Source organism: Variovorax paradoxus (assembly GCF_902712855.1).
GTDB lineage: Bacteria > Pseudomonadota > Gammaproteobacteria > Burkholderiales > Burkholderiaceae_C > Variovorax > Variovorax paradoxus_Q.
Genome location: NZ_LR743507.1, coordinates 2,954,060 through 2,975,416, shown reverse-complemented (window position 1 = coordinate 2,975,416; position 21,357 = coordinate 2,954,060). Strand labels below are relative to the sequence as shown.

Below are 21,357 nucleotides of genomic sequence, written 5' to 3'. Positions count from 1 at the left end.
CACTAGAGCAGTTCGCAGCCCGTTGCCGGGTGCCCGGGTCAGGTCCGCTGTCCCATCTCCACAAGCCGGTTGTCTGGCAGCTCGAAGTAGTCCGACGCCCTGCCCGCATTGCGCTGCAGCCAGCCGAACAGCGCCCGGCGTAGCGGGTTCAGGCCCGGCAGGTTCTCCTCGCCCACCGAGGCCCGCGAGACGAAGTACGAGGTCTTCATCGAGTCGATGGCCAGCGTCTTCTGGTACGCCAGGATGCGGATGAACTCGGGCACGTCGGGTCGCTCCATGAACCCGTGGCGCGCCGTGACCACCCAGATGCCTTCCATCAGCTGTTCGGCCTCGATGCGGATGCGCGCGTCCACCCGCGGCGTGTCGCAGGCCAGCACGCGAAGCACGATCACCTGCGCGTGCAGCACCTGGTTGTGCTTGAGGTTGTGCAGCAGCGCGTGCGGCACTGCCGTGGCGTCGGGATTGAGGAACACCGCCGTGCCGCTCACCCTGTGCGGCATGTGCTGCGCCAGCGACTCGATGAACGGCCGCAGCGGCAGGCTGTCGGCCGCGGCTGCCTCCAGTCCGAGCCGGCGGCCCTTGGCCCAGGTGGTGAACAGCACCATCACCACGGCGGCCACGGCCAAGGTCAGCCAGCCGCCTTCGGCGATCTTCAGGCTGTTGGCCACCACGAAGGTCAGGTCGACCGCGGCAAAGGCCGCCACGCCGACCGCCACCGCCACCCTGTTCCAGCGCCACAGGCCCCAGGCCACGATGCCGGCCAGCAGCGTGGTCGTCACCATCGTGATCGACACCGCGATACCGTACGCGGCCGACAGCGCACCCGAGCTTCGGAAGCCCAGCACCAGCAGCAGCACGCCCGCCATCAGCAGCCAGTTCACGGCCGGCACGTAGATCTGCCCGATGGCCGTGCCCGAGGTCTGGATCACCCGCATGCGCGGCAGGTAGCCCATGCGCATCGCATGCGCGGTGAGCGAGAACGCGCCGGAGATCACGGCCTGCGAGGCGATCACGGTCGCCATGGCGGCCAGCACCACCATCGGCAGCACACCCCAGGAAGGAAAGAGCCGGAAGAACGGGTTGTCGATGGCCGCCGGATTGCCCAGCACCAGCGCGCCCTGCCCGAAATAGTTCAGCACCAGCCCCGGCAGCGCAATGAAGAGCCAGGCCAGGCGGATCGGCCTGGCGCCGAAGTGGCCCATGTCGGCATAGAGCGCCTCGCCGCCCGTGAAAGCCAGGAACACCGCGCCCAGCACCGCCAGCGACTGCGCGCGATGCTCGAAGAGAAAGCCCGCGGCCCGGCGCGGGTCGAGCGCCGCCAGCACCTGCGGCTGCTGCAGCACCTGCCACAGGCCCGCGGCGGCCAGCACCAGGAACCACAGCAGCATGACCGGCCCGAATACCTTGCCGACCGCGCCCGTACCCTTCTTCTGCACCGCGAACAGCGCCACCAGGATCACCACGGTGATCGGCAGCACCGCGCGCTGCAGCACCGGGGCCTGCACCTCCAGGCCTTCGACCGCCGACAGAACGGAAATGGCCGGCGTGATCAGGCTGTCGCCGTAGAACATGGCCGCGCCCACCAGGCCCAGCATGCCGATCGCGCTCCACACCCAGGGCTTCGTCTTCGGACCGGCCACCGCACTGCGCGCCAGCGCCTGCAGTGCCAGGATGCCGCCTTCGCCGTCGTGGTCGGCGCGCAGCACGAAGACCACGTACTTGAGCGTCACCACGAACATTAGCCCCCAGAAGATCAGCGAGAGCAGCCCCAGCACCGAATCGGGCGAGAACGGAATTCCGTGCTCGGGATTCATCGTCTCCTTGAAGGCATACAGCGGCGAAGTGCCGATGTCGCCGAACACCACGCCGAGCGCGGCAATCATCAGCGTGGGGCCCGCCGGGTGCGCCGCCTCTCCGTACGCCGATGAAACCTGGGGGCCGGAAGACGGCGCGGATGCTTTCATGAAGCGGAAGTCGAGAGTGGCAACGCTGCGAGCATAGTGCCGCGGCCGTGCACCGGCGCGTCGTCGTCGCGGACAATCGTCGCGTGCCCGCCACTCCTCCCCACCTTGCCGCCGCGCCGACGCACTACGAGAACTTCCCGGTCGCCTCGTGGCTGTGCCCGCCGCCATTGCGCCCACCCATCGCCGCGATCTACCACTTCGCGCGCACCGCCGACGACATCGCCGACGAAGGCACCGCCTCGCCCGACGAGCGCCTCGCCGAACTGCGCGCCTACCGCGAAGAACTGGCCGCCGCCGCGCAAGGCCAGGTGCTGCCGGAATCGCGCTGGCCGCATGTGTTCGGTCCGCTCGCCCACAGCATCGCGCTGCACGGCCTGCCCGAAGACCTGCTTGCCGACCTGCTGAGCGCCTTCATGCAGGACATCGAGAAAACCCGCGACCGCGGCACCTACGCCGACCGCGCCGAGCTGCTCGACTACTGCCGCCGCTCCGCCAATCCCATCGGCCGTCTGCTGCTGCACCTGTACGGCGTGCGCGACGCCGATGCCCTCGCACAGAGCGACGCCATCTGCAGCGCGCTGCAGCTCATCAACTTCTGGCAGGACCCGAGCGTGGATCTGCCGCGCGGGCGCTTCTACTTTCCGCTGACCGACTGCGACCGGCGCGGCCTGGCACCCGAGAACTTCAAGGTGTTTTCACCGCTTTCGCGCGCCGAGCCTCCGCAGGAAGCTATCAATCTGATAGCAGTGGTGTCGCACTGGGCGCGCGAACTCATGACGGCCGGCGCGCCGCTCGTGCACAGGTTGCCGGGCCGCGTCGGCTGGGAACTCCGGCTGGTCGTGCAGGGCGGCCTGCGCATCCTCGACAAGATCGAGGACCTGGGCTTCGACACCTTCTCGCAGCGCCCCACCGTCGGCAAGCTTGACGCACCGGTGCTGCTCTGGAAGGCCATGCGGATGCGGAGACAATGGCGGCCCATGAAAGCAGCGCCTCCCCGATGACTCCCGAGCAATACGTGCAAGACAAGGCCGCCGCCTCGGGCAGCAGTTTCTATTACGCATTCCTGTTCCTGCCCAAGCCGCGCCGCGCCGCGATCACGGCCTTCTATGCCTTCTGCCGCGAAGTCGACGACGTGGTCGACGAGGTGTCCGACCCCGGCGTGGCCGCCACCAAGCTCGCCTGGTGGCGCACCGAAGTTGCCCAGTCCTTCGCCGGCACGCCGCACCACCCGGTGATGCAGGCCCTGATGCCGCACGCCGCCGCCTACGGCATCGAGGCGCGCCAGCTCCACGAGGTCATCGACGGTTGCCAGATGGACCTCGACCAGACCCGCTACCTCGACTTTCCCGGTCTCGCGCGCTACTGCCACCTCGTGGCCGGCGTGGTCGGCGAGGTGGCCGCGCGCATCTTCGGCCAGACCGAGCCGCAGACCACCGCCTACGCACACAAGCTGGGCCTGGCGCTGCAGCTCACCAACATCCTGCGAGACGTCGGCGAAGACGCTCTGCGCGGGCGCATCTACCTGCCGGTGAACGAACTGCAGAAGTTCGACGTCAAGGCCCACGAGATCCTGAACCGCGTGCACTCCGAGCGCTTCGTGGCACTCATGAAGTTCCAGGCCGCACGCGCCCACGCCGCCTACGACGAAGCGCTCGCCCTGCTCCCGCTGGCCGACCGCCGCGCACAGAAGCCCGGCCTGATGATGGCCAGCATCTACCGCACCCTGCTGCGCGAGATCGAGCGCGACGACTTCCAGGTGCTGAACCAGCGCGTGAGCCTCACGCCGGTGCGCAAGCTGTGGCTGGCATGGAAGGTTCAGGCGCTGGGACGCATCTAGCTTCCGCGCTTATGGACCCGTGCCAAGCACCGTATCGGCAATTGTTCGATGCGCTCAACCGAAGCAGCCCCGCGGAAGACGTATTCCAGACGCTGCTTCAGCAGTGGCTCCAAACACACGCGCAGGAGCGCGAATGGCTCCAGGAATTTGGGAGTCGCACTTTTGCGGAACCCATCGCCATCGAGGACTCTTGGCGACTCTATGCGCTGTCACGCGTCAACCAAGTTCTGCTGCTGCCATTCCAGAGCGGCGAAGGCTGGGAAGGTCCCGCCCTGACGTTGCCGGATTACCAGGCGTTCATGACCGGGCTGGGTTGCCAAATCGCAGACGAAACCGATTACTCACCGTTCTTCCACGAAATCGTCGAAGTCACCGAAGAACGAGCACACTCTCCGCGACGCAAACGCATTGAACTGGCAAGGGTCGACTGGCCCGCGCTGATGCTCGGAACGATGATGTTCTCGCGCGCGGGCGTTGCGGTCAGCTGTGCCTTCGGCGCGCTGCAGCCCGAGATCGCGACGTCCTCGACGCTCCATTGGGCACGCCAACGCAGGTACCGCCGCACTTCGGACCCGTCGGATGGCTGGGGCTCCAATTCGCAATGGAGAACCACCTTCCGGCGCGACCACGTCCTCGGCGACGAACTGCTCTTCAATGCGGATGGCAAGCATGACCTGTCCGCGCCGGAATTGCCCGTCTCCGACTATGACCTGACGGCTGCCGAGCGCATCGAGCTTCTCACGCACAGGTGTTTTGTGCGCTGCGAGAAGCCGGACGACGACCTGTACCCGTACGACGATCGCATCCGACTTGCGCGGACCGCCCGATGAAGAACATTGCCGTCATCGGCGCAGGCTGGGCCGGACTTGCTTGCGCAGTGGAAGCCACGCGCCTCGGGCATGCCGTCACCCTGTTCGAAGCCGCGCCCACGCCGGGCGGCCGCGCGCGGCGGGTCGACAACATGCACGGGCTCGCGCTGGACAACGGCCAGCACATCCTGATCGGCGCGTACGCCGCCACGCTCCGGCTGATGCGCGACGTCGGCGTCGATGTCGAAAGCGCACTGCTTCGGCTGCCTCTTTCGTTGCGCTTTGCCGATGGCGGCGGGCTGAAGCTGCCCAGGCTGCCCGCGCCGCTCGACCTGCTTGCAGGCATCTTCACGGCGCAAGGCTGGACGTGGCGCGACAAGTCGTCGCTGCTGCGCACCGCGATAGGCTGGCGGCTTTCCGGCTTTCGCTGCGCCGACAGCACCACGGTTGCCGAGCTGTGCACCGGCCTCACGCCGCGCGTGATGCAGGAGCTGATCGAGCCGCTGTGCGTTTCCGCGCTCAACACGCCCGTGGCGCAGTCGAGCGGCGAAGTGTTCCTGCGCGTGCTGAAGGACGCACTGTTCAGCGGCAGCGGCGGCGCCGACCTGCTGCTGCCGCGCGCGGACCTGGGCGCGCTGCTGCCCGATGCGGCGATCCACTGGCTGATGCAGCGAGGCGCCCCGGTGCGCGTCGGCACGCGTGTGCGTGCCATCGCATCCGAGGCCGGGCGCTGGCTGGTCGATGGCGAAGCCTTCGATCAGGTCGTGCTGGCCTGCGCTCCGTGGGACGCGGCCCGGCTCGTGCGCGCATCGGGCCTGGCCGCCGACGGCTGGTGCCGGACCACCGAGGCGCTGCGCTTCGAAGCCATCGCCACCGTCTACGTGCGCGGGGCCACGCCGCTCGCCGAGCCGATGCTCGCGCTGCGCAGCCATCCGGCCAGGGCACCGGCCCAGTTCGTTTTCGACCGGAGCCAGCTCGGCGGCATGCAGGGCGTGCTCGCGATGGTCGTGAGCGCGAACGAGACATCGCGCGAGGTGCTCGAAGCACAGGTCATCGCGCAAGCCGCCGCCCAATTGGGCCAGCCGAACCTGCAACTGGTGCAGACCGTGGTCGAGAAGCGCGCCACCTTCGCCTGCACGCCCGCACTCGCACGGCCCTCACAGGTCATCGCGCCAGGCCTCCATGCCTGTGGCGACTACACCGAAGGCCCGTATCCCGCCACGCTCGAAGGCGCCGTCCTCAGCGGGCTCGCCGCCGCCAAGGCATTGAACCCATGACCACCGAACTGCGTTACCTCGATTTCGACTACAGCGAAGACACCGAAGGCCACGGTACCTTCGACGCGATGGCATCGACCACGCCCGACAGGAGCCCCGAGGTGCAGGCCGAGATCACGCAAGTGCTGGCCTGGGCCGAAGCCACGTTCCCGCATGCGCGCGGCGCGCTCGACGACGGTGCGACCTGGGACTACGACCTGCAGGAAACGCACGAGGACCACCCGCGTTTCGACACGGTCACTTTCTCGCTGAGCGGCACTGAGTCGTTCTGCGTGGCGCTGCGCGAGCGGTTCGCGCTCGGCTGATGCGCCGCGGCTTCAGGCCGCCTTGTTGCGCAGGCGAAGGAGGCTGAGCCCCAGCAGCACGAAGGCGCCGCCCGACACCTTGTTGAAGATGCGCGTGCGGCGCGGGTCGGAAAGCTGCCGGCGCAGCAGGCGCGCCAGCAGCACGTAGAACGAATGCGCGACCACCGACGCGGCCGCGAAGGTGCCCGTCAGCACCGCGAACTGCGTCAGGATGGGCGCATCCTGCGTGAGGAACTGCGGAAACAGCGCCGAGAAGAAAAGAATGCCCTTGGGGTTGGTCAGCGCCACCGTCATCCCATGGCCGAACAGGCGCCAGCTCGAACGCGGCGCCGCGCCCTTCTGGTGGCCCTGCACGTCGGCGAAGACGCTGCCCTGGCTGCGCCATTGCTTGATGCCCAGGTAGATCAGGTAGGCCGCGCCGGCCAGCTTCAGCACCATGAAGGCGTGGGCCGAGGTCGAGAGCACCACGCCCAGTCCGGCCATCGCGGCGGCGGACACCATGAAGAGCCCTGCCGCGTTGCCGAGCGAACTGATCATCGCCCGTCGCGGCCCGACGCTCATCGAGTTCGAGACCGCGAGCAGCACGGCCGGCCCGGGGGTGAAGACGACGAGCAGCGTGACGCCGCAGAAGAGAAGCCAGTTGGAGAGATGCACTTGCAGGTTCCTGTCCGGCGCGAAGCCGCGGAGGTTGAGACAGCCGGGAAACTATAGTCAGCCCGGCGCATCGCCGCTGCGCCTTGCCTCAATAACCCCCCAGCCGAAACACTCCATGGTCACCTGCTACCTGCGCTACATCGTCGATGCCTACAAGCTCAAGGAATTCGAGCACTACGGCAAGCTCTGGATCCCGCTGGTCGAGAAGTTCGGCGGCCAGCATCACGGCTACTTCCTGCCGTCGGAGGGCGCCAACAACGTGGCGCTGGCGATGTTCACCTTCCCGAGCTTTGCCGCTTACGAGCAATACCGCATCGACTCTATGCAGGACGCCGAATGCCAGGCCGCGTTCCGCTATGCGGAAGAAACCCGCTGCATCGTGAGCTACGAGCGCAGCTTCTTCCGACCTGTATTTGGCTAACCCCCAGGCTTCGCGCACGGTACTTGGCTAGCCCCCAGGCTTCGCGCACTTCGTGTCGCTTCTCCTTCCCCCTTGCAGGGGGCAACACCAGAGGCCCGGCAAAGCCGGTTCCACGGTGTTTCTTGGCTAACCCCCAGGCTTCGCGCACTTCGTGTCGCTTCTCCTTCCCCCTTGCAGGGGGCAACACCAGAGGCCCGGCAAAGCCGGTTCCTCGGTGTTCCTGGAATGAACGGCTTTTCCTCTCGAAGTCTCAGGCGCCGAGCGCGACGCACAGGGCGTGGAGGTTGGGCACCATCAGCTGCGGGCGGGCGTCGTGCGCCCAGGGCCGCTCGTCGCGCACCAGCCATGCGGCCTGCATGCCGACGTTGAGCGCGCCGACGACGTCGAGCTCGGCGTCGTCGCCCACGTGCAGCACGTCCTTGGGCAACAGGCCGACGGAGGCGGCGGCGGCGCGGAAGATCGGCGCGTGCGGCTTGCCGCTGCCGAAGGCGCGCGCATTGAAGGCGGTGCGGAACCACCGGCCGACGCCGGTCTTGTGGATGTCGGCGTTGCCGTTGGACACCGCCACCAGCGGATAGCGTTCGCTGAGCCACTTCAACGCGGGCAGCGCGTCGTCGTACAGCGTGACGCGCTGGCGCTCTTCGAAGAAGGCATCGAAGGCCGGGTCGGCCAGCGCCGGGTCTTCGCCCGCGCGCTTGAGCGCCGTGCGGATCGATTCGCGGCGCAGCGCACTCAGGTCGTGCGCGAGGTCGGAGCGTTCCGTGGCGGTGGCTTCTCGCAGTTCGCGCAGGATGCCGGGCGTGAGCAGCAGCGAGGCCGTCTTGGGCGCCTCGCGCAGCAGCCAGGCCTGCAGCACGCCTTCGGCGCGTTCGATGGTGGGCCAGATCGGCCAGAGGGTGTCGTCGAGGTCCAGCGTGATGGCGGCGATGCGTTTCACATCGAGGGGCGCGAAGCTCGCTGGCGCCAGGGGAGCGGAAGTCATGCCCGAGAATATCGCATGCCCTCCACCTCCGAGAACGCTCCGCCGAGTACCCCCCAGCCCCCCAGGCACGCATCCGCCGCGGTGCTCTGGTGCAACCTCGGTTCGCCCGACGCCCCTACCGCCGCCGCGGTGCGCCCCTACCTCGCCGACTTCCTGGGCGACCCGCGCGTGGTGGAGATCCCCAAGGCGATCTGGGCGCTGATCCTGCACGGCATCATCCTGCGCACACGGCCGGCCAAGTCGGCCGCGAAATACGCAAGCATCTGGACGGCCGAAGGTTCGCCGCTGAAGGTGTTCACCCGGAAGCAGGCCACGCTGCTGTCAGGCTGGCTCGGTGAGCGCGGCCACCGCGTGACTGTGCGCGACGCGATGCGCTACGCCAACCCGTCGATCGCCTCGCGCCTCGACGCGCTGCAGGCCGAAGGCGCCACGCGCGTGCTGGTGCTGCAGGCCTACCCGCAATACTCGGCCACCACCACGGCCAGCGTGATCGACGCGGTGAACGACTGGAGCCGCAGGCAGCGCCGCCTGCCGGAGTTCCGGTTCGTCAACGACTACCACGACGACCCGGCGTACATCGAGGCACTGGCGCAGGGGATCGAGAAGCACTGGAAGGCCGAGGGCCGCGGCGAGGTGCTGCTGATGAGCTTCCACGGCATTCCCGCGCGCAACATCGCGCTCGGCGATCCGTACCAGTCGCAATGCCTCGAAACCGCCCGCCTGCTCGCGGCGCGGCTGGGCCTGTCGGCGGCACAGCACCGCGTGACCTTCCAGTCGCGCTTCGGCCGCGCGAAGTGGCTCGAGCCCTACACCGAGCCCACGCTGCGCGAGCTCGGCGCTTCGGGCGTCAAGCGCGTCGACGTGGTGTGCCCCGGCTTTCCGGCCGACTGCCTCGAGACGCTCGAGGAAATCGCCATGGAAGGCCGCGAAGCCTTCATGCACGCCGGTGGCCAGGTCTTCAGCTACATCCCCTGCCTCAACGACAGCCCGGCGTGGATCAACGCGCTCGCGGGCATCGCCGAACGCAACCTGGCCGGCTGGCCCACCCAGGCGCAGCAGCCATGAAGAACGAACTGCGCGAAGCACCGCGCCGGCAGCGCAATGCGATGACCGCCCTGTGCCTCGGCGCGCTGCTGCTGCCGCTCGCGGCTTCCGCCAAGCTCGTCGACGTGCCCAAGGGTGTGTGGGAAGGCACGCTCGGCACCAAGGCCATCGTGGCCTGCTTCAACGCCGGGTTTCCGAGCGGCAGCTATTACTACAAGCAGTACAAGAAGCCGATCCCGCTGAGCCGCACCGACAAGGACAGCTTCTGGCACGAGGCCGGCGACACCGGTCTGTGGTCGCTCGACGCAGCCAAGGGGTCGACGCTCACCGGCACGTGGAAGAACGTGAAGGGCCAACCCGTTGCGCTGCCGATCCAGTTGAACCTGGCCGATTCGAGCGGCGGCGACACCGCGTGCGGCGGTGAAGGCTATGCGGGACAGCTGGAGGCACCGCCCAAGATCGAGCCCGGCAAGAAGCAGGAATACGCGCCGGGCCGCAGCTTCCGGTCGCTGCGCTTCGCCGGTCAGGAAACCACCGAGCTCTTCGGCCCCGAGCCCACGCTGGCGGCCATCAACCGCGAGCTTCGCCGCGACCTCGACACCGGCAAGGACGCCATCAAGGACTACTTCGCCACCCACCGCGAGTACCTCGGCCGCGTCGGCGTGCCGGCCGAAGACGAGAACGAAACCAACCCGGTGTACTGGAGCTCGCAGTGGCTCAGCATCCGCAGCTACAACTGGACGGTGGGCACTGGCCAGCGCGGCATCTCGTGGTTCCACCGCACGTGGGACCTGCGCACGGGCAGGCAGGTGGATCCCTGGACGTGGTTCGGTGCGCGGGCAAAGGTACCCGCTTCGCCGCGTGAGGGCGCAGGCACGGGACGCGGCACGCTCACTCCCAAGCTGCGCCGCTTTCTCTTCGCCTACGGGAAGATCGATCCGTCCACGACCGACAGGAACTGCGGCCGCAACCAAGAAGACGCAGCGTCCTACGACCTGACGCTCGAAGCCAAGGGCATGCGCTTCTCGCAGCCCGCGTCCGGCGATGGCTGCGAGATCGAGATCGAGGTGCCCTACACCGAGCTCGATCCGGTGCTCACGCCCGCGGGCAAGGCGGCGGTGCAGCGCATCGTTTCCTCGCCGGACTAGGAGTAGCACGGCGCGCTCAGGCACCTGCGGCGCGTGGTGCGTGGTGCGTGGTGCGCAGGCGGCCAACGGCCATCTGAAACGGATCGCTGCGGCGCGAAGGCCGCCGCCGCGCTCCTCAGAACTTGCCGAGGTAATCCATCTTGCCGATCGGCATGCCGCTGTGGCGCAGCACGTCGTAGGCCGTGGTCACATGGAAGAAGAAATTGGGCAGCGCGAACTGCAGCAGGTAGCGCTGCGCGGTGAAGTGCGCCTCGCCTTCGCGCGCCTTGATGGTCACGGCGCGTTCTTCCTGGCCGTCGATCTGCGAACGGTCCACCGAGTTCAGGAAGTCCTGTGTCTTGGCGATGCGCGCGACCAGGTCGTCCCAGGTCTTCTCCTCGTCCGGGAAGCTCGGTGCGGCGATACCCGCGATGCGTGCGGTGCCCAGCTTCGACGCGTCGCTGGCGCGCTGGATCTGGCCGGTTAGCGTGAGCATGTCGGGCGCCAGGCGCGCATCGACCAGGGTGGCCGGATCGATGCCGTTGGCCTTGACATGCGCGAGGCTCTTGTCGAGCAGGTGGGTGAGTTGGCCGAGACCGCGGGTGAAGACGGGCACGGAGAGGTCGTAGAGCGAGAGCGCCATGGTGTTCGAGGCCTTATGGTTGGAAGCGGCGGCGATTGTCACGCCGCCGCGGCCTCAGGCGCCGGCCGCGCGGATAAACCCTTCGATCGGCTCCAGTTGTCCGGGCACGTTCAGCGCGGGCGCGTGACCGCAGGCAGGCACTTCGATCACGTCCAGCCTGCCGGCCGCGCCGGGGCCGCGCAGGCGCATCTGCGCGACCACGTCCGGCAGCACCAGGTCGGACTCCGCGCCGCGCAGGCACAGCACCGGCACGTCGATGGCGTCGTAGTGCGGCCAGATCAGGTAGTCGTTGTCGTGCGCGCTGAACTGGCGGACCATGGCCGGGTCGTAGTGCGGCGTGACGCGGCCGTCGGCCAGGCGGCGCGTGGAGCTTTCGGTCAGGCGGCGCCATTGCGCATCGCTGAGCCAGCCGTAGGGCTTGTAGACCGTGCGGAAGAACGCCTCCAGTTCGGCCACCGTGTCGAACGCGGGCGGCTGGCCCGCGTAGGCGCGGATGCGCTCGATGGCGGGCTGCGCCAGTTCGGGTGCGTTGTCGTTGAGCACCAGGCTCGCGATGCGCGCCTTCATGCGCGATTCGAACAGACCCGACGCGCAGACCGTGCCGACCGCGCCGCCCATCGACGTGCCGACCCAGTGCACACGCTCCAGCGCCAGCTCGTCGCACAACGCATCGGCGATGCGCGCATAGAAGCGCAGCGTGTATTCCTCGTCGGGCCGCGGGCTCCACTGGCTCAGTCCGCGGCCGAGGGTGTCGGGGCAGATCACGCGGAAGCCGCGCGAAGCGAAGTGCTGCGCCAGTTCGTCCATGTCGCGCCCGGTGCGCGCGAGCCCGTGCCAGGCAATGATCGCGGGCGCGTCGGCCGCGCCCCATTCGATCCAGTGGATTTCGCGGCCGGCGAGCTGCGCGTAGCGGGAAAGCGGAATCAGGTTGTTGTTGTCGCTCATCGCGCAGCCCTTGCACGCAGTTTTCCGACGATGCCGGTCGGGAAGTAGTAGACGGACAGCACGAACAACACGCCGAGCCAGAGCAGCCAGCGGTCGGGCGACAGCAGCGCCGCCAGCCACGGCAGGCCGCTCGCAGCCTCGTTGCCCACGCGCAGCAGGTCCTGCAGGTAGCTCTGCGCCACCACGAACAGCACCGCGCCGATGGCCGCGCCGTAGATGGTGCCCATGCCGCCGATCACCACGATCAGCAGCACGTCGATCATGATCTCGAAGCTCAGCGAGGTGTCGGGTCCGTTGTAGCGCAGCCAGATCGCGAGCATGGCGCCGGCCAGCGTGGCGAACAGCGCCGACAGCACGGCGGCCGTGGTGCGGTAGACCACGACGCGGTAGCCGATGGCCTCGGCGCGGAACTCGTTCTCGCGGATGGCCTGCAGCACGCGGCCGAACGGCGAGTTCACGATGCGCAGCAGCGCCAGCACCAGCACCACCGCCGCCACGAACAGCAGGTAGTAGCACAGCAGCCGGCCGTCGAGCGAAACACCGAGGAACGGCTCTTCCGAGAACTCGAAGCTCGGCGAGATCAGCTCGGGCAGCTTGAAGGTCAGGCCGTCCTCGCCGCCGGTGAAGTCCGACAGCTGCGAGGCCAGCGTCTGGAACGCCGAGGCCACCGCCAGCGTGATCATCGCGAAGAAGATCGCGCGCACCCGCAGCGAGAAGAGGCCGATGGCGAACGAGAGCACCAGCGAGACCAGGAGCGACGCGCCCAGCCCCACCAGCACCGCGCCCCAGTTGGGCCCGAGCCGCGAGGCCGAGATGGCGATGCCGTAGGCCCCGATGCCGAAGAACATCGTGTGCGCGAAGCTCACGATGCCTGTGTAGCCCAGGAGCAGGTCGAAGCTGGCCACCAGCACCACGAACACCAGGATCTTGGCCGCGACGCTGAGCGCCTTCACGCCCGGGAAGATGAACGGCGCGAAGGCCAGCGCGAGGAACAGCGCCACCAGCAGCACCGCCAGCAGGCGGCTGCGGGGCATGTCGTTGGAGAGGAGTCGTTTCAGGAACATGTCGTCTGGCTCCTCAGCGGTTCGCCACCGGGTACACGCCCTGCGGCCGCCACAGCAGCACGGCCACCATCAGGAAGATGCTCGCGAACTGCGTGAGCGTGGGCAAAAGGAAGCCGATGTAGTTGGTCATGAGGCCCACCAGCAGCGCGCCGATGAGCGCCCCTCCGGTCGAGCCCAGCCCGCCGATGATGATCACGATGAAGATCAGCACGTTGACCTGCGCGCCCATCTGCGGCACCAGGTTCTGCTGGAACAGCCCCCACATCACGCCGCCCAGGCCGGCCAGCGCGCTGCCCACCACGAACACGCCGACGAAGAGCCGGCCGATGCGGTAGCCGAGCGACTCGACCATCTCGCGGTCCTGCACGCCGGCACGGATGAGCAGGCCGATCTTGGTGCGGCCCAGCGTCCATGCGAGCACGCCGAACACCACCACGCCCACGGCCACCGCCAGCAGCCGGTACTTGCTGATGGCCGCGTCGCCCACCAGCAGCGAGCCGCGCAAGGCTTCGGGCAGCGGCAGCGGCACCTGCCCCGGACCCCAGATCACCTTGATGAGCTCCTCGCCGATGATCATCCCGCCCATCGTGATGAGGATCTGCTTCAGGTGCTGGCCGTACACCGGCCGCACGATGAAGCGCTCGAACGCGAGTCCCACCGCGCCGGCCACGGCCATCGCGACGAGCATGGCCGGGAACACCGCCACAAGGTTGCGCCAGAGTTCGCCCGAGCCGGTCCAGTCGCCCATCAGGCCGAGCACGCTGCTGGCCACGAAGGCGCCCAGCGCGATGAACACGCCGTGGCCGAAGTTCAGCACGTCCATCAGGCCGAACACCAGCGTGAGGCCCGAGGCGATGATGAAGATGATCATGCCCATGGCCAGGCCCGCCACCGTGAGCGTGAGCCAGGTCGAGAAGGAGCCGGTGAGCGGCAGCGCGACGAGCGCGAGCACCGGGGCGAGCAGCAGGGGCTTCCAGTCGAAGTCGAGTGCTTTCATCGCCGCGCCCTCCTGTCTTGCGCCTTCCCCCTCTGGGGAAGGTGGGGATCAGGCCGACGGCGCCTGCAAGGCCGCGTCGCATCGAGGGCCGCGAGCCCCACCCGACCCTCCCGGAGGGGAAGGAGAAAGATATCGAATACGTCATAGCGCGAGACCCAGGAGAGATTGCTGCAATTGCGCATCGGCGGAGAACGCCGCCATCGAGCCCGCGTGCACCACGCGGCCGTTGTCCATCACCGCGACGGTGTCGCCCAGGCGCTGGGCGAAGTTGATGTTCTGCTCCACCAGCAGGATCGTCACGCCGCTGCGCTTCAGCTCGGCGAAGGCGTCGATCATGTTGTTGATCATCACGGGCGCCAGGCCCTTGCTGGGCTCGTCGATGATGAGCAGCTCGCGCGGCTCCACGATCGCGCGCGACACGGCCAGCATCTGCTTCTGCCCGCCCGAGAGCTTGCCCGCCGGGTGGTTCCAGAACTTCTCGACCGCGGGAAAGAGCTTGAAGATCCACTTCAGCCGCGTGTCGTCGATCTGCTGCGCATTCTTCGCGCCGCGCGCGGCGAGCAGCATGTTCTCCTTCACCGTGAGGTCCGAGAAGATGCCCATGTTTTCCGGCACGTAGGCGATGCCCAGGCCGGCGATCTGCGGCGTGTGCTGCGCGGTGATGTCCTGGTCACCGAAGCGCACCCTGCCCTGCGACGCATGCCACAGGCCCATGATGGTCCGCAGCGTCGTCGTCTTGCCCGCGCCGTTGCGGCCCAGCAGCATGGTGAGCTGGCCCTTCGGGATGGCAAGGTCCACGCCGTGCAGGATGTGGTACGCCCCGATGTGCGTGTGCACGCCTTCGAGGGTCAATAGATTCTGAGCATTCATCTGTCTTGCTCCTTCCCCTTCCGCGGGAAGGTCGGGATGGGGGCAAGCGGCGCTTGAAGGGCTGCGGCGACATCAAGGCCGCCTGCCCCCACCCCTGACCTCCCCCAGCGGGAGAGGGAGAAATTCATCATCGGGAGCTTCATGCTGCGGCCTCCTTCGCAACGCCAAGATAGGCTTCCTGCACCACCGGCGAAGCAATCACCTCGGCCGGCTCGCCGTCCGCCACCAGCGTGCCGTTGTGCAGCACGATGATGCGGTCGGCCAGCTCGCGCACCACGTCCATCTTGTGTTCGACCAGCAGGATGGTCTTGGTCTTGTCCTGCTTGAGCTTGCGGATCAGGTCGAGGATGACCGGTGCCTCGGCGGCGTTCATGCCGGCCGTGGGTTCGTCGAACATGAAGACCTTGGGCTCCAGCGCCATCAGCAATGCCACCTCCAGCTTGCGCTGATCGCCGTGCGGCAGGCTCGCGACCGTCGCGTGCTCGCGCGATTTCAGCGCCACGTCCGCGAGGATCCGGTCGGCGCGCTCCGTCAGCGCCTTGTGGTCGCTCCAGATGCTCCACAGGTTCAGGCCGCGCCGGTGCGCGCCCTCGCGCGTGGCCTGCACCGCCAGCCGCACGTTCTCCAGCACCGTGAGGTTGGGAAACAGGTTGGTGAGCTGGAAGGCCCGTCCGAGCCCCGCGTGCGTGCGCGCGGACGGCGACATGCCCGACAGCGATTGCCCGTCGAGCGACACCGTGCCGGCGCTCGCCTTGAGCTGCCCCGAGATCAGGTTGAAGTAGGTGGTCTTGCCCGCCCCGTTGGGGCCGACGATGGCCGTCAGCGTGCCTGGCGCAAAGGCGCAGCTCACGCCGTTGACGGCCACGTGGCCACCGAAGCGGATGGTCAGGTCTCGGGTCTCAAGCATCTTGGGTCATTGCGAATCGGAAAGACGGAAAAGAAAAAAGGCGTTCAACAGCTGCCGATCACGTAGTAGCCGGGTCCGGTCTGCTTCAGCGTGGTGGTCGCGTAGATGTTCCACAGGCCCATCGACTGGTTCGACCCGTAGGCATAGGTCAGGCCGTACAGCGCGTACGCCCGCCCCGCGATGGTGTGCGTGTAGTTGCTGGCCGTGAAGCAGGTGCCGCCACCGCCGCCGCTGCCTGCGAGGGTCGCGCCGGTGGCCGCGGCGGACATGGCGCCCTCCACGTTGCTCGCGCTCAGCGCGGCCACGGTCCAGCTGTAGGTGGTCGATGCGGCCAGGCCGGTGTCGGTGTAGCTGGTGCCGGCCACGGGCGATGCATTCACCTTGCTGCCGCCGCGGTACACGTTGTAGCCGCTCGCACCGCTCACGCCGGCCCAGCCGATCACCATGCTGCTGGCGGTCGCGCCCGAGGTGCCCACGCCCACCGGCGCCGGCAGCCCGCTGCCGCCCGACGTGCCGGTGACGCGGTCGATCATGGCCTTCATGGCGGCCATCTGCGGACCCGACTTCTTCGAGTAGTTGGCGTTGTCGTAGCCCCACCAGTCCCAGCAGCTGTTGATGGCGGCGGTGCTGGTCTGCGGGTAGACCAGCACGATGTTGTTGGTGTCGGCCCAGCGGTTGTAGCCTGTCTTCTTCACGTACTGGTCGCCCACGTCGGTGTAGTTCTGCTTGCAGCCGTGCAGCACCAGATGCACGCGGCACGAGGTGGTGGTGCAGGCCTGCGGCACGTAGATCCAGCCGGTGGCGGCCATGCCATGGCCGGTGATGAACTCCGACTGGTTGAACTCGGTGAACGTGCCGCCCAGCGTGCCGTTGTTGCGCGGGTTCAGCGGGCCGTAGAGCTGCGTGAGGATCTCGCCCGCGAGGTCGAGGCCGCAGTTGTTGATGTAGGGCGCGGCGGTGGTGCTGCAGGCGCCGCCGTAGTCGTCGGTGACCATCGCATGGCCCGCGCCGATGTTGTTCCTGTAGACCGTGCTGGCAGCGGGAACGAAGCTCTGGTAGTAGGTCTTCAGGTCGTCCATGACGGCCTGCTTCACGGTGTTGTCGGACGTGCCCGAGAACAGGTAGACCTTGGAGCCGCTCAGGTTCGACACCGGGTCGATCGCCCCGCTGGCGGCCCAGCTGTTGGTGGTGCTCACCAGCGAAGACACCGGAATGTTGCTGCTGTGCGTCATGCAGCGGCCGGTGGCGTTGAGGATCGAGCCCTCCGCGCAGTAGAACGGGCCGCCGGCCACCACGCCGGCGCCGCGCTTGAAGGTGGCCGAGTACGCCACGTGCAGCTGCACCGCCATGAAGCCGCCGGCCGACAGGCCCGACACGCTGACCTCCGCCGGGTTGGCACCGAGCGCCGGCAGCGGCACCGCCGCCGTCGCGGCATGCGCCGCCATCGCCATGGCCGCGGCCGCGGCAAGTCCCTTCCAGTTCCACTTCATCGCTGGCATCGCTGTCTCCTTGTGTTGTGGGTATCGAACGCTTGCGTTGCAGATTGACGAATCGGCCGTGGATCGCGCCGGCCTCGCGCAGAGCGCAGGCTGGCGCTTCGCCCGGCGGCCATCCGGGGCGAAATGGGGAGCGGCGGCTTCCGAGTTGCCGCGTGTTCAAGCGAACACCGCGGAACCGGCTTTGCCGGGCCGCAGGTGTTGCCCCCGGTAGGGGTTGGCGCACCGACACGAAGTGCGCGCAGCCCGGGGGCGAGTTCCTACCTCTTGTTCTTGATGGGGATGTCCATTTCCTCGGGCTTGATCTCGTGCACCAGCTCCGGCACGCCCCAGGCGAACGCCGGGTCGACCTTGATCTTGAAGTGGTACATCGACTGCATCGCCTGGTGATCTTCCTTGCGGAAGGTCATCTTGCCCTTGGGCGTGTCGAAGCTCATGCCTTCCATCGTGCTGATGAGCTTGTTGGTGTTGGTGTCGCCGTTGGTCTTCTTCAGCGCCGTCACCACCGCCATGGCGGCGGAGAAGCCGCCGGCGGTGAAGAAGTCCGGCGGCGTCTTGAATTCCTTGTAGTGCGCCGACACCATCGCGTCGTTCACCGGGTTCTTCGGGATGCCGAAGTAGTAGTACGCCGCGCCTTCCATGCCCGGCAGCGCCTTGTAGGCCGCCATGGCCGGCAGGATGTTGCCGCCGGTGGCGATCTCGATGCCGTAGCGCTTCAGGTCGAGGTCGACGATCTTGAACGGGTTGCCCGCGCCGGCCCAGACGATCCAGATGACCTTGCGGCCGGGCTGGTCCTTGAGCTTGTCGATCAGGCGCTGCGCGCCGGCCGTGAAGTCGGTGGTGGCGGGCGGCAGGTATTCCTCATGCACGAGCTTGGCTTTCTTCAGCGCGGCGCCGAAGGCCTTCACGCCGTCGCGGCCGAACGCGTTGTCCTGTGCTAGCGTGGCGACGGTGACGCCGGCCTTGTCGACGGCCACGGCATTGGAGATCGCGTCCTGGCTCGAATTGCGGCCGGTGCGGAAGATGTACTTGTTCCACTTGTCGCCGGTGATCGAGTCGGCCACGGCGGGCTCGACCAGCAGGATCTTCTTGTATTCCTCGGCCACGGGCAGCATGGCCAGCGCCACGCCCGAGGCCGTCGGCCCCACGGCCAGTGCCGCCTTGTCGTCCGAATAGGCAGCCGCCAGGAGCGACTTGCCGAGGTCGGGCTTGCCCTGGTCGTCCTTCTCGATGACGACGATCTTCTTGCCGTTGATCGCCATCGTCCCGCCTGTGGCGTAGTCCAGGCCCATCATGAAACCGGTCTGGGTCTGCTTGCCGTAGGCCTCCAGCGCGCCGGTCTTGCTGTAGATGTGGGCGATGCGGATTTCGTTCGACTGGGCCCAGGCGGGTGCGGTAGCGGCGCAGGTGGCGAGCGCGGCCAGTGCGACGAGGTGGCGACGGTTCATTCGTTGTCTCCTGAAAAAGGTGACTGAATATTGCACACTTCGTGCCACACGGTAACCCATTGATAACAAACGCTTCTTCATTCGAGGACCGCGTCGATCGGCTGATTTCAAAACACTCCAAGTGTCTGAATTTCAGGCGACTGTCTATTTATCAGTCAGGGCTTTCCCGGAGGCTTGGCGATCGGCGATCCATCTGGCGAACTGTCGCTCGGCCTGCAGGCGGAACTCGTTGCGTGCATGGTTGCACGCCGCATGCGCCAGCCGCCGGTGCTTCGACGAGCGCACGCCGCCGAAGGTGGCGTCGACCAGGTGCTCGATGGTCGCCGACTCGGGCCGCCCGTGCGGCTCGTCGAAATCCATCGGCAGGCCGCACCAGTGGCAGTTGGGCCCGAAGGTGGAGCGCAGCGCCTGAACGCTCACAGGTTGGCGTACTCGAGGATTTCCTGGCCCATCAGCGTGCAGTCGTTGCCCGACACGAAATAGATGAGCCGCATGCGGTACTCGCCCTTGTAGATGCTGCCCCAGACCTCGAGCACCTTGAACTGCTGCTTCTTGTTGGCAGGGTTGCGGATGGGCGGCAGCTCCTTCACGTCGGGGCTGATGCGAATGCGATCGTCCTCGCCGAAGTGGAAGGTCAGCAGCTTCTTCGCGCGCGAGACGGCTTCGCCGGCGCACTGGGGGGCGGCGCTGGCGAGGCTGGAAAAACCGGCACCGGCGCAGAGCAGGGAGCAAACGGCGATGCGGACAAGGGCCTTCTTCATGGGATCTCGGATGAGGGTTGCGTTCAGGGGCGGGAGTATCGCCTGCACCGTCGCTCAGGCGTCCTGGCTCGTCATGCGCTCGTACAGGGTCGCGCGCGAAATGCCCAGCAGCCGCGCGGTCGCGAGCTTGTTGCCGCCCGTCGAGGCCAGCGCCGCCGCGATGGCCTTGCGCTCCAGTTCGGCCACCTGCTGCGCCAGCGGCCGCAGCAGCGCGGCTTCTTCATCGGCATCGTGCGCGCTCTGCAGCGTGGCGGGCAGCTCGATCTGCTCGAGCCCCGCCTCGCGCAGGATGCGCTCGAGCTGCACGGCGTCGATGCGCTGCGAGTCGCTGCGCATGGTCACCTGCTCAAGCACGTTGCGCAGTTCGCGGATGTTGCCGCGCCAGTGCTGGCCGGCGAGCAGCGCGAGCGCGTCGGGCGTGAGTTCGGGCGGTGCCTCGCCGCTGCGCAGCGCCATGTCCTCGCCCAGTGCCTCGACCAGCGCGGGAATGTCGGCACGTCGTTCGCGCAGCGGCGGAACGCGCAGCGGCAGCACGTTGAGCCGGTAGTAGAGGTCTTCCCGGAACTGGCCGCGCCGCACGAGTTCGGGCAGGTCGCGCGAGGTGGCAGCAATCACACGGGCATCGAAGGGCACGAGCTTGTTGGAGCCGAGCGGCTCGATCTCGCCCTCCTGCAGCGCGCGCAGCAGCTTGGCCTGCAGGCCCAGCGGCATGTCGCCGATCTCGTCGAGAAAGAGGCTGCCGCCGTCGGCCAGCTTGAACTTGCCCTCGCGGCCCTTGCGGTCGGCGCCGGTGAAGGCGCCGGGCGCGAAGCCGAAGAACTCGGCTTCGAGCAGCGTGTCGGGCACGGCCGCGATGTTGACACTGACGAACTGGCCCTTGGCCCTGGCCGACGACGCGTGGATGGCATGCGCCAGCAGTTCCTTGCCGGTGCCGGTCTCGCCCAGCAGCAGCACCGGGCTGGCCGATTGCGCCGCGCGCCGCGCATGGCGCTTCACCTCCACGGCCGCGGGACTGCTGCCGATGAAGCTCGCGAAGGTGTACTTGGAGCGGCGCTGCCCGTCGGGCGCGTGCTGGTAGAGCGGATTGTTGCGCTGGCTCGCGAGTTCGCGGCGCGCATCGTCGAGGTCGCGCTGCAGCAGCGCGAACTTGCTGATGAGCGGCTGCAGCGTGGTCTCGGGCTGATCGAACAGCACGATGCCGATGGCTCCGATGACATCGCCCATTCCCCTTTCGGTGCCTTCGCGCTCCTCGCGCAGCGGAATCCGGCTGACCACGAAAGTGCCGGCCTTGTTCGTCAGCAGGTCGACCAGGATCGGCTCGCCGGTCTCGAGCACGCGACGCATCTGCGTGTTGGGAATCACGTCCTCCACCATGTGGCCCATGAACTGGTCGATGGACGAGAAGCCCAGCGCCGGAAGGAAGCGGCGGTAGCCCTCGTTGACCCACACGATGCGCCCGCCCCGGTCGACCAGGAACATGCCCTGGCTGATGCTGGAGAACAGATGGAACATCGAGCGCGCGGCGAGCGCGAGGATGCCTTCGGCATCGAGGGGCAAGGCGGGCTGTGCGATGGACGATGCGGCAAGAGGAGACATGGCCGGATCGTAGCGGCGTTCGCCTGCGCTGCGGCCCGGCGAACTCGCGCGATGACCGCGTGCATGTCGGAGAACAACCCGTCTTTCTTGCGGCGCTCGCTGTCGCCGGCGTGCCGCGTACAGGACGATGCTGCGCGCTTCGCAAAAAAACACAGGGCCGGGCATGCAGTCGAAAAGCCGGACGACTTTCGCCTGCACGATGAATGCCGC

The 21,357-nt window shown here is 67.7% G+C and carries 22 protein-coding genes; 8 read left to right on the top strand and 14 right to left on the bottom strand.

The features are described 5' to 3' along the window. Positions 1–38: 38 nt before the first annotated feature. The gene (locus AACL56_RS13620) at positions 39–1,883 is read right to left on the bottom strand and encodes a potassium transporter Kup (RefSeq protein ID WP_339092869.1); all 1,845 of its coding nucleotides are present in this window, start codon (positions 1,881–1,883) and stop codon (positions 39–41) included. Positions 1,884–2,047: 164 nt separating this feature from the next. On the opposite strand from AACL56_RS13620, the gene hpnC reads away from it, so the two are divergent. Genes hpnC through AACL56_RS13595 form a run of 5 tightly spaced genes read left to right on the top strand, consistent with a single transcriptional unit; the run spans position 2,048 to position 6,192 of the window. After that, entirely contained in the window at positions 2,048–2,965 is a 918-nt protein-coding gene (gene hpnC, locus AACL56_RS13615) for a squalene synthase HpnC (protein ID WP_339090350.1), read from the top strand. Further along, positions 2,962–3,801 (top strand): presqualene diphosphate synthase HpnD, encoded by an 840-nt coding sequence (gene hpnD, locus AACL56_RS13610; protein ID WP_339090349.1) that lies wholly within the window; start codon positions 2,962–2,964, stop codon positions 3,799–3,801. The genes hpnC and hpnD overlap by 4 nt, the downstream gene beginning before the upstream one ends. 41 nt (positions 3,802–3,842) lie before the next feature. After that, the gene (locus AACL56_RS13605; RefSeq protein ID WP_339090348.1) at positions 3,843–4,631 is read left to right on the top strand and encodes a hypothetical protein; all 789 of its coding nucleotides are present in this window, start codon (positions 3,843–3,845) and stop codon (positions 4,629–4,631) included. Beyond that, positions 4,628–5,887, top strand: a complete 1,260-nt coding sequence (gene hpnE, locus AACL56_RS13600) for a hydroxysqualene dehydroxylase HpnE (protein ID WP_339090347.1) — start codon at positions 4,628–4,630, stop codon at positions 5,885–5,887. Before AACL56_RS13605 ends, hpnE begins: the two co-directional genes overlap by 4 nt. Continuing rightward, entirely contained in the window at positions 5,884–6,192 is a 309-nt protein-coding gene (locus tag AACL56_RS13595; protein WP_339090346.1) for a hypothetical protein, read from the top strand. Before hpnE ends, AACL56_RS13595 begins: the two co-directional genes overlap by 4 nt. A gap of 12 nt (positions 6,193–6,204) precedes the next feature. Here the strand turns inward: AACL56_RS13595 and AACL56_RS13590 are convergent, their stop codons facing one another. Continuing rightward, positions 6,205–6,846: a LysE family translocator gene (locus tag AACL56_RS13590; protein ID WP_339090345.1), complete on the bottom strand. Its 642-nt coding sequence runs from the start codon at positions 6,844–6,846 to the stop codon at positions 6,205–6,207. A 115-nt stretch (positions 6,847–6,961) separates the two neighbouring features. Here AACL56_RS13590 and AACL56_RS13585 point away from each other — a divergent pair, with 115 nt between their 5' ends. Next, the gene (locus AACL56_RS13585) at positions 6,962–7,267 is read left to right on the top strand and encodes an NIPSNAP family protein (RefSeq protein ID WP_339090344.1); all 306 of its coding nucleotides are present in this window, start codon (positions 6,962–6,964) and stop codon (positions 7,265–7,267) included. Between the two features lie 250 nt (positions 7,268–7,517). Here AACL56_RS13585 and AACL56_RS13580 read toward each other — a convergent pair whose 3' ends face one another. Further along, positions 7,518–8,249 (bottom strand): HAD family hydrolase, encoded by a 732-nt coding sequence (locus AACL56_RS13580; RefSeq protein ID WP_339090343.1) that lies wholly within the window; start codon positions 8,247–8,249, stop codon positions 7,518–7,520. Between the two features lie 15 nt (positions 8,250–8,264). Here AACL56_RS13580 and hemH point away from each other — a divergent pair, with 15 nt between their 5' ends. Together hemH and AACL56_RS13570 are read left to right on the top strand one after the other, a co-directional pair. Continuing rightward, a complete protein-coding gene (gene hemH / locus AACL56_RS13575) occupies positions 8,265–9,314 on the top strand; it encodes a ferrochelatase (RefSeq protein WP_339090342.1) in 1,050 nt (349 codons plus the stop codon). Next, complete coding sequence (locus AACL56_RS13570) at positions 9,311–10,441, top strand: hypothetical protein (protein ID WP_339090341.1); 1,131 nt, start codon at positions 9,311–9,313, stop codon at positions 10,439–10,441. Before hemH ends, AACL56_RS13570 begins: the two co-directional genes overlap by 4 nt. Positions 10,442–10,556: 115 nt before the next feature. Here the strand turns inward: AACL56_RS13570 and AACL56_RS13565 are convergent, their stop codons facing one another. The 11 genes from AACL56_RS13565 to AACL56_RS13515 all read right to left on the bottom strand — a co-directional run bounded on the left by AACL56_RS13565 (position 10,557) and on the right by AACL56_RS13515 (position 21,147). Continuing rightward, positions 10,557–11,063 carry a DUF1993 domain-containing protein gene (locus tag AACL56_RS13565; protein ID WP_339092868.1) on the bottom strand — a complete coding sequence of 169 codons (507 nt, stop codon included), beginning with the start codon at positions 11,061–11,063 and terminating at the stop codon, positions 10,557–10,559. A gap of 54 nt (positions 11,064–11,117) precedes the next feature. After that, complete coding sequence (locus AACL56_RS13560) at positions 11,118–12,008, bottom strand: alpha/beta fold hydrolase (protein WP_339090340.1); 891 nt, start codon at positions 12,006–12,008, stop codon at positions 11,118–11,120. Continuing rightward, positions 12,005–13,072 (bottom strand): branched-chain amino acid ABC transporter permease, encoded by a 1,068-nt coding sequence (locus AACL56_RS13555; protein WP_339090339.1) that lies wholly within the window; start codon positions 13,070–13,072, stop codon positions 12,005–12,007. The genes AACL56_RS13560 and AACL56_RS13555 overlap by 4 nt, the downstream gene beginning before the upstream one ends. Before the next feature lie 13 nt (positions 13,073–13,085). Next, positions 13,086–14,069, bottom strand: a complete 984-nt coding sequence (locus AACL56_RS13550) for a branched-chain amino acid ABC transporter permease (protein ID WP_339090338.1) — start codon at positions 14,067–14,069, stop codon at positions 13,086–13,088. A 141-nt stretch (positions 14,070–14,210) separates the two neighbouring features. Continuing rightward, entirely contained in the window at positions 14,211–14,939 is a 729-nt protein-coding gene (locus AACL56_RS13545; RefSeq protein WP_339090337.1) for an ABC transporter ATP-binding protein, read from the bottom strand. Positions 14,940–15,078: 139 nt separating this feature from the next. After that, entirely contained in the window at positions 15,079–15,846 is a 768-nt protein-coding gene (locus tag AACL56_RS13540) for an ABC transporter ATP-binding protein (RefSeq protein WP_339090336.1), read from the bottom strand. 44 nt (positions 15,847–15,890) lie between these two features. Beyond that, positions 15,891–17,345: an extracellular catalytic domain type 2 short-chain-length polyhydroxyalkanoate depolymerase gene (locus AACL56_RS13535; protein WP_339090335.1), complete on the bottom strand. Its 1,455-nt coding sequence runs from the start codon at positions 17,343–17,345 to the stop codon at positions 15,891–15,893. A 257-nt stretch (positions 17,346–17,602) separates the two neighbouring features. After that, the gene (locus AACL56_RS13530; protein WP_339090334.1) at positions 17,603–18,790 is read right to left on the bottom strand and encodes a substrate-binding domain-containing protein; all 1,188 of its coding nucleotides are present in this window, start codon (positions 18,788–18,790) and stop codon (positions 17,603–17,605) included. A 144-nt stretch (positions 18,791–18,934) separates the two neighbouring features. Beyond that, a complete protein-coding gene (locus tag AACL56_RS13525; protein WP_339090333.1) occupies positions 18,935–19,210 on the bottom strand; it encodes a hypothetical protein in 276 nt (91 codons plus the stop codon). Continuing rightward, complete coding sequence (locus AACL56_RS13520) at positions 19,207–19,551, bottom strand: hypothetical protein (protein WP_339090332.1); 345 nt, start codon at positions 19,549–19,551, stop codon at positions 19,207–19,209. Before AACL56_RS13520 ends, AACL56_RS13525 begins: the two co-directional genes overlap by 4 nt. Positions 19,552–19,605: 54 nt before the next feature. Beyond that, a complete protein-coding gene (locus AACL56_RS13515; RefSeq protein WP_339090331.1) occupies positions 19,606–21,147 on the bottom strand; it encodes a sigma-54 interaction domain-containing protein in 1,542 nt (513 codons plus the stop codon). Positions 21,148–21,357: the final 210 nt, after the last annotated feature.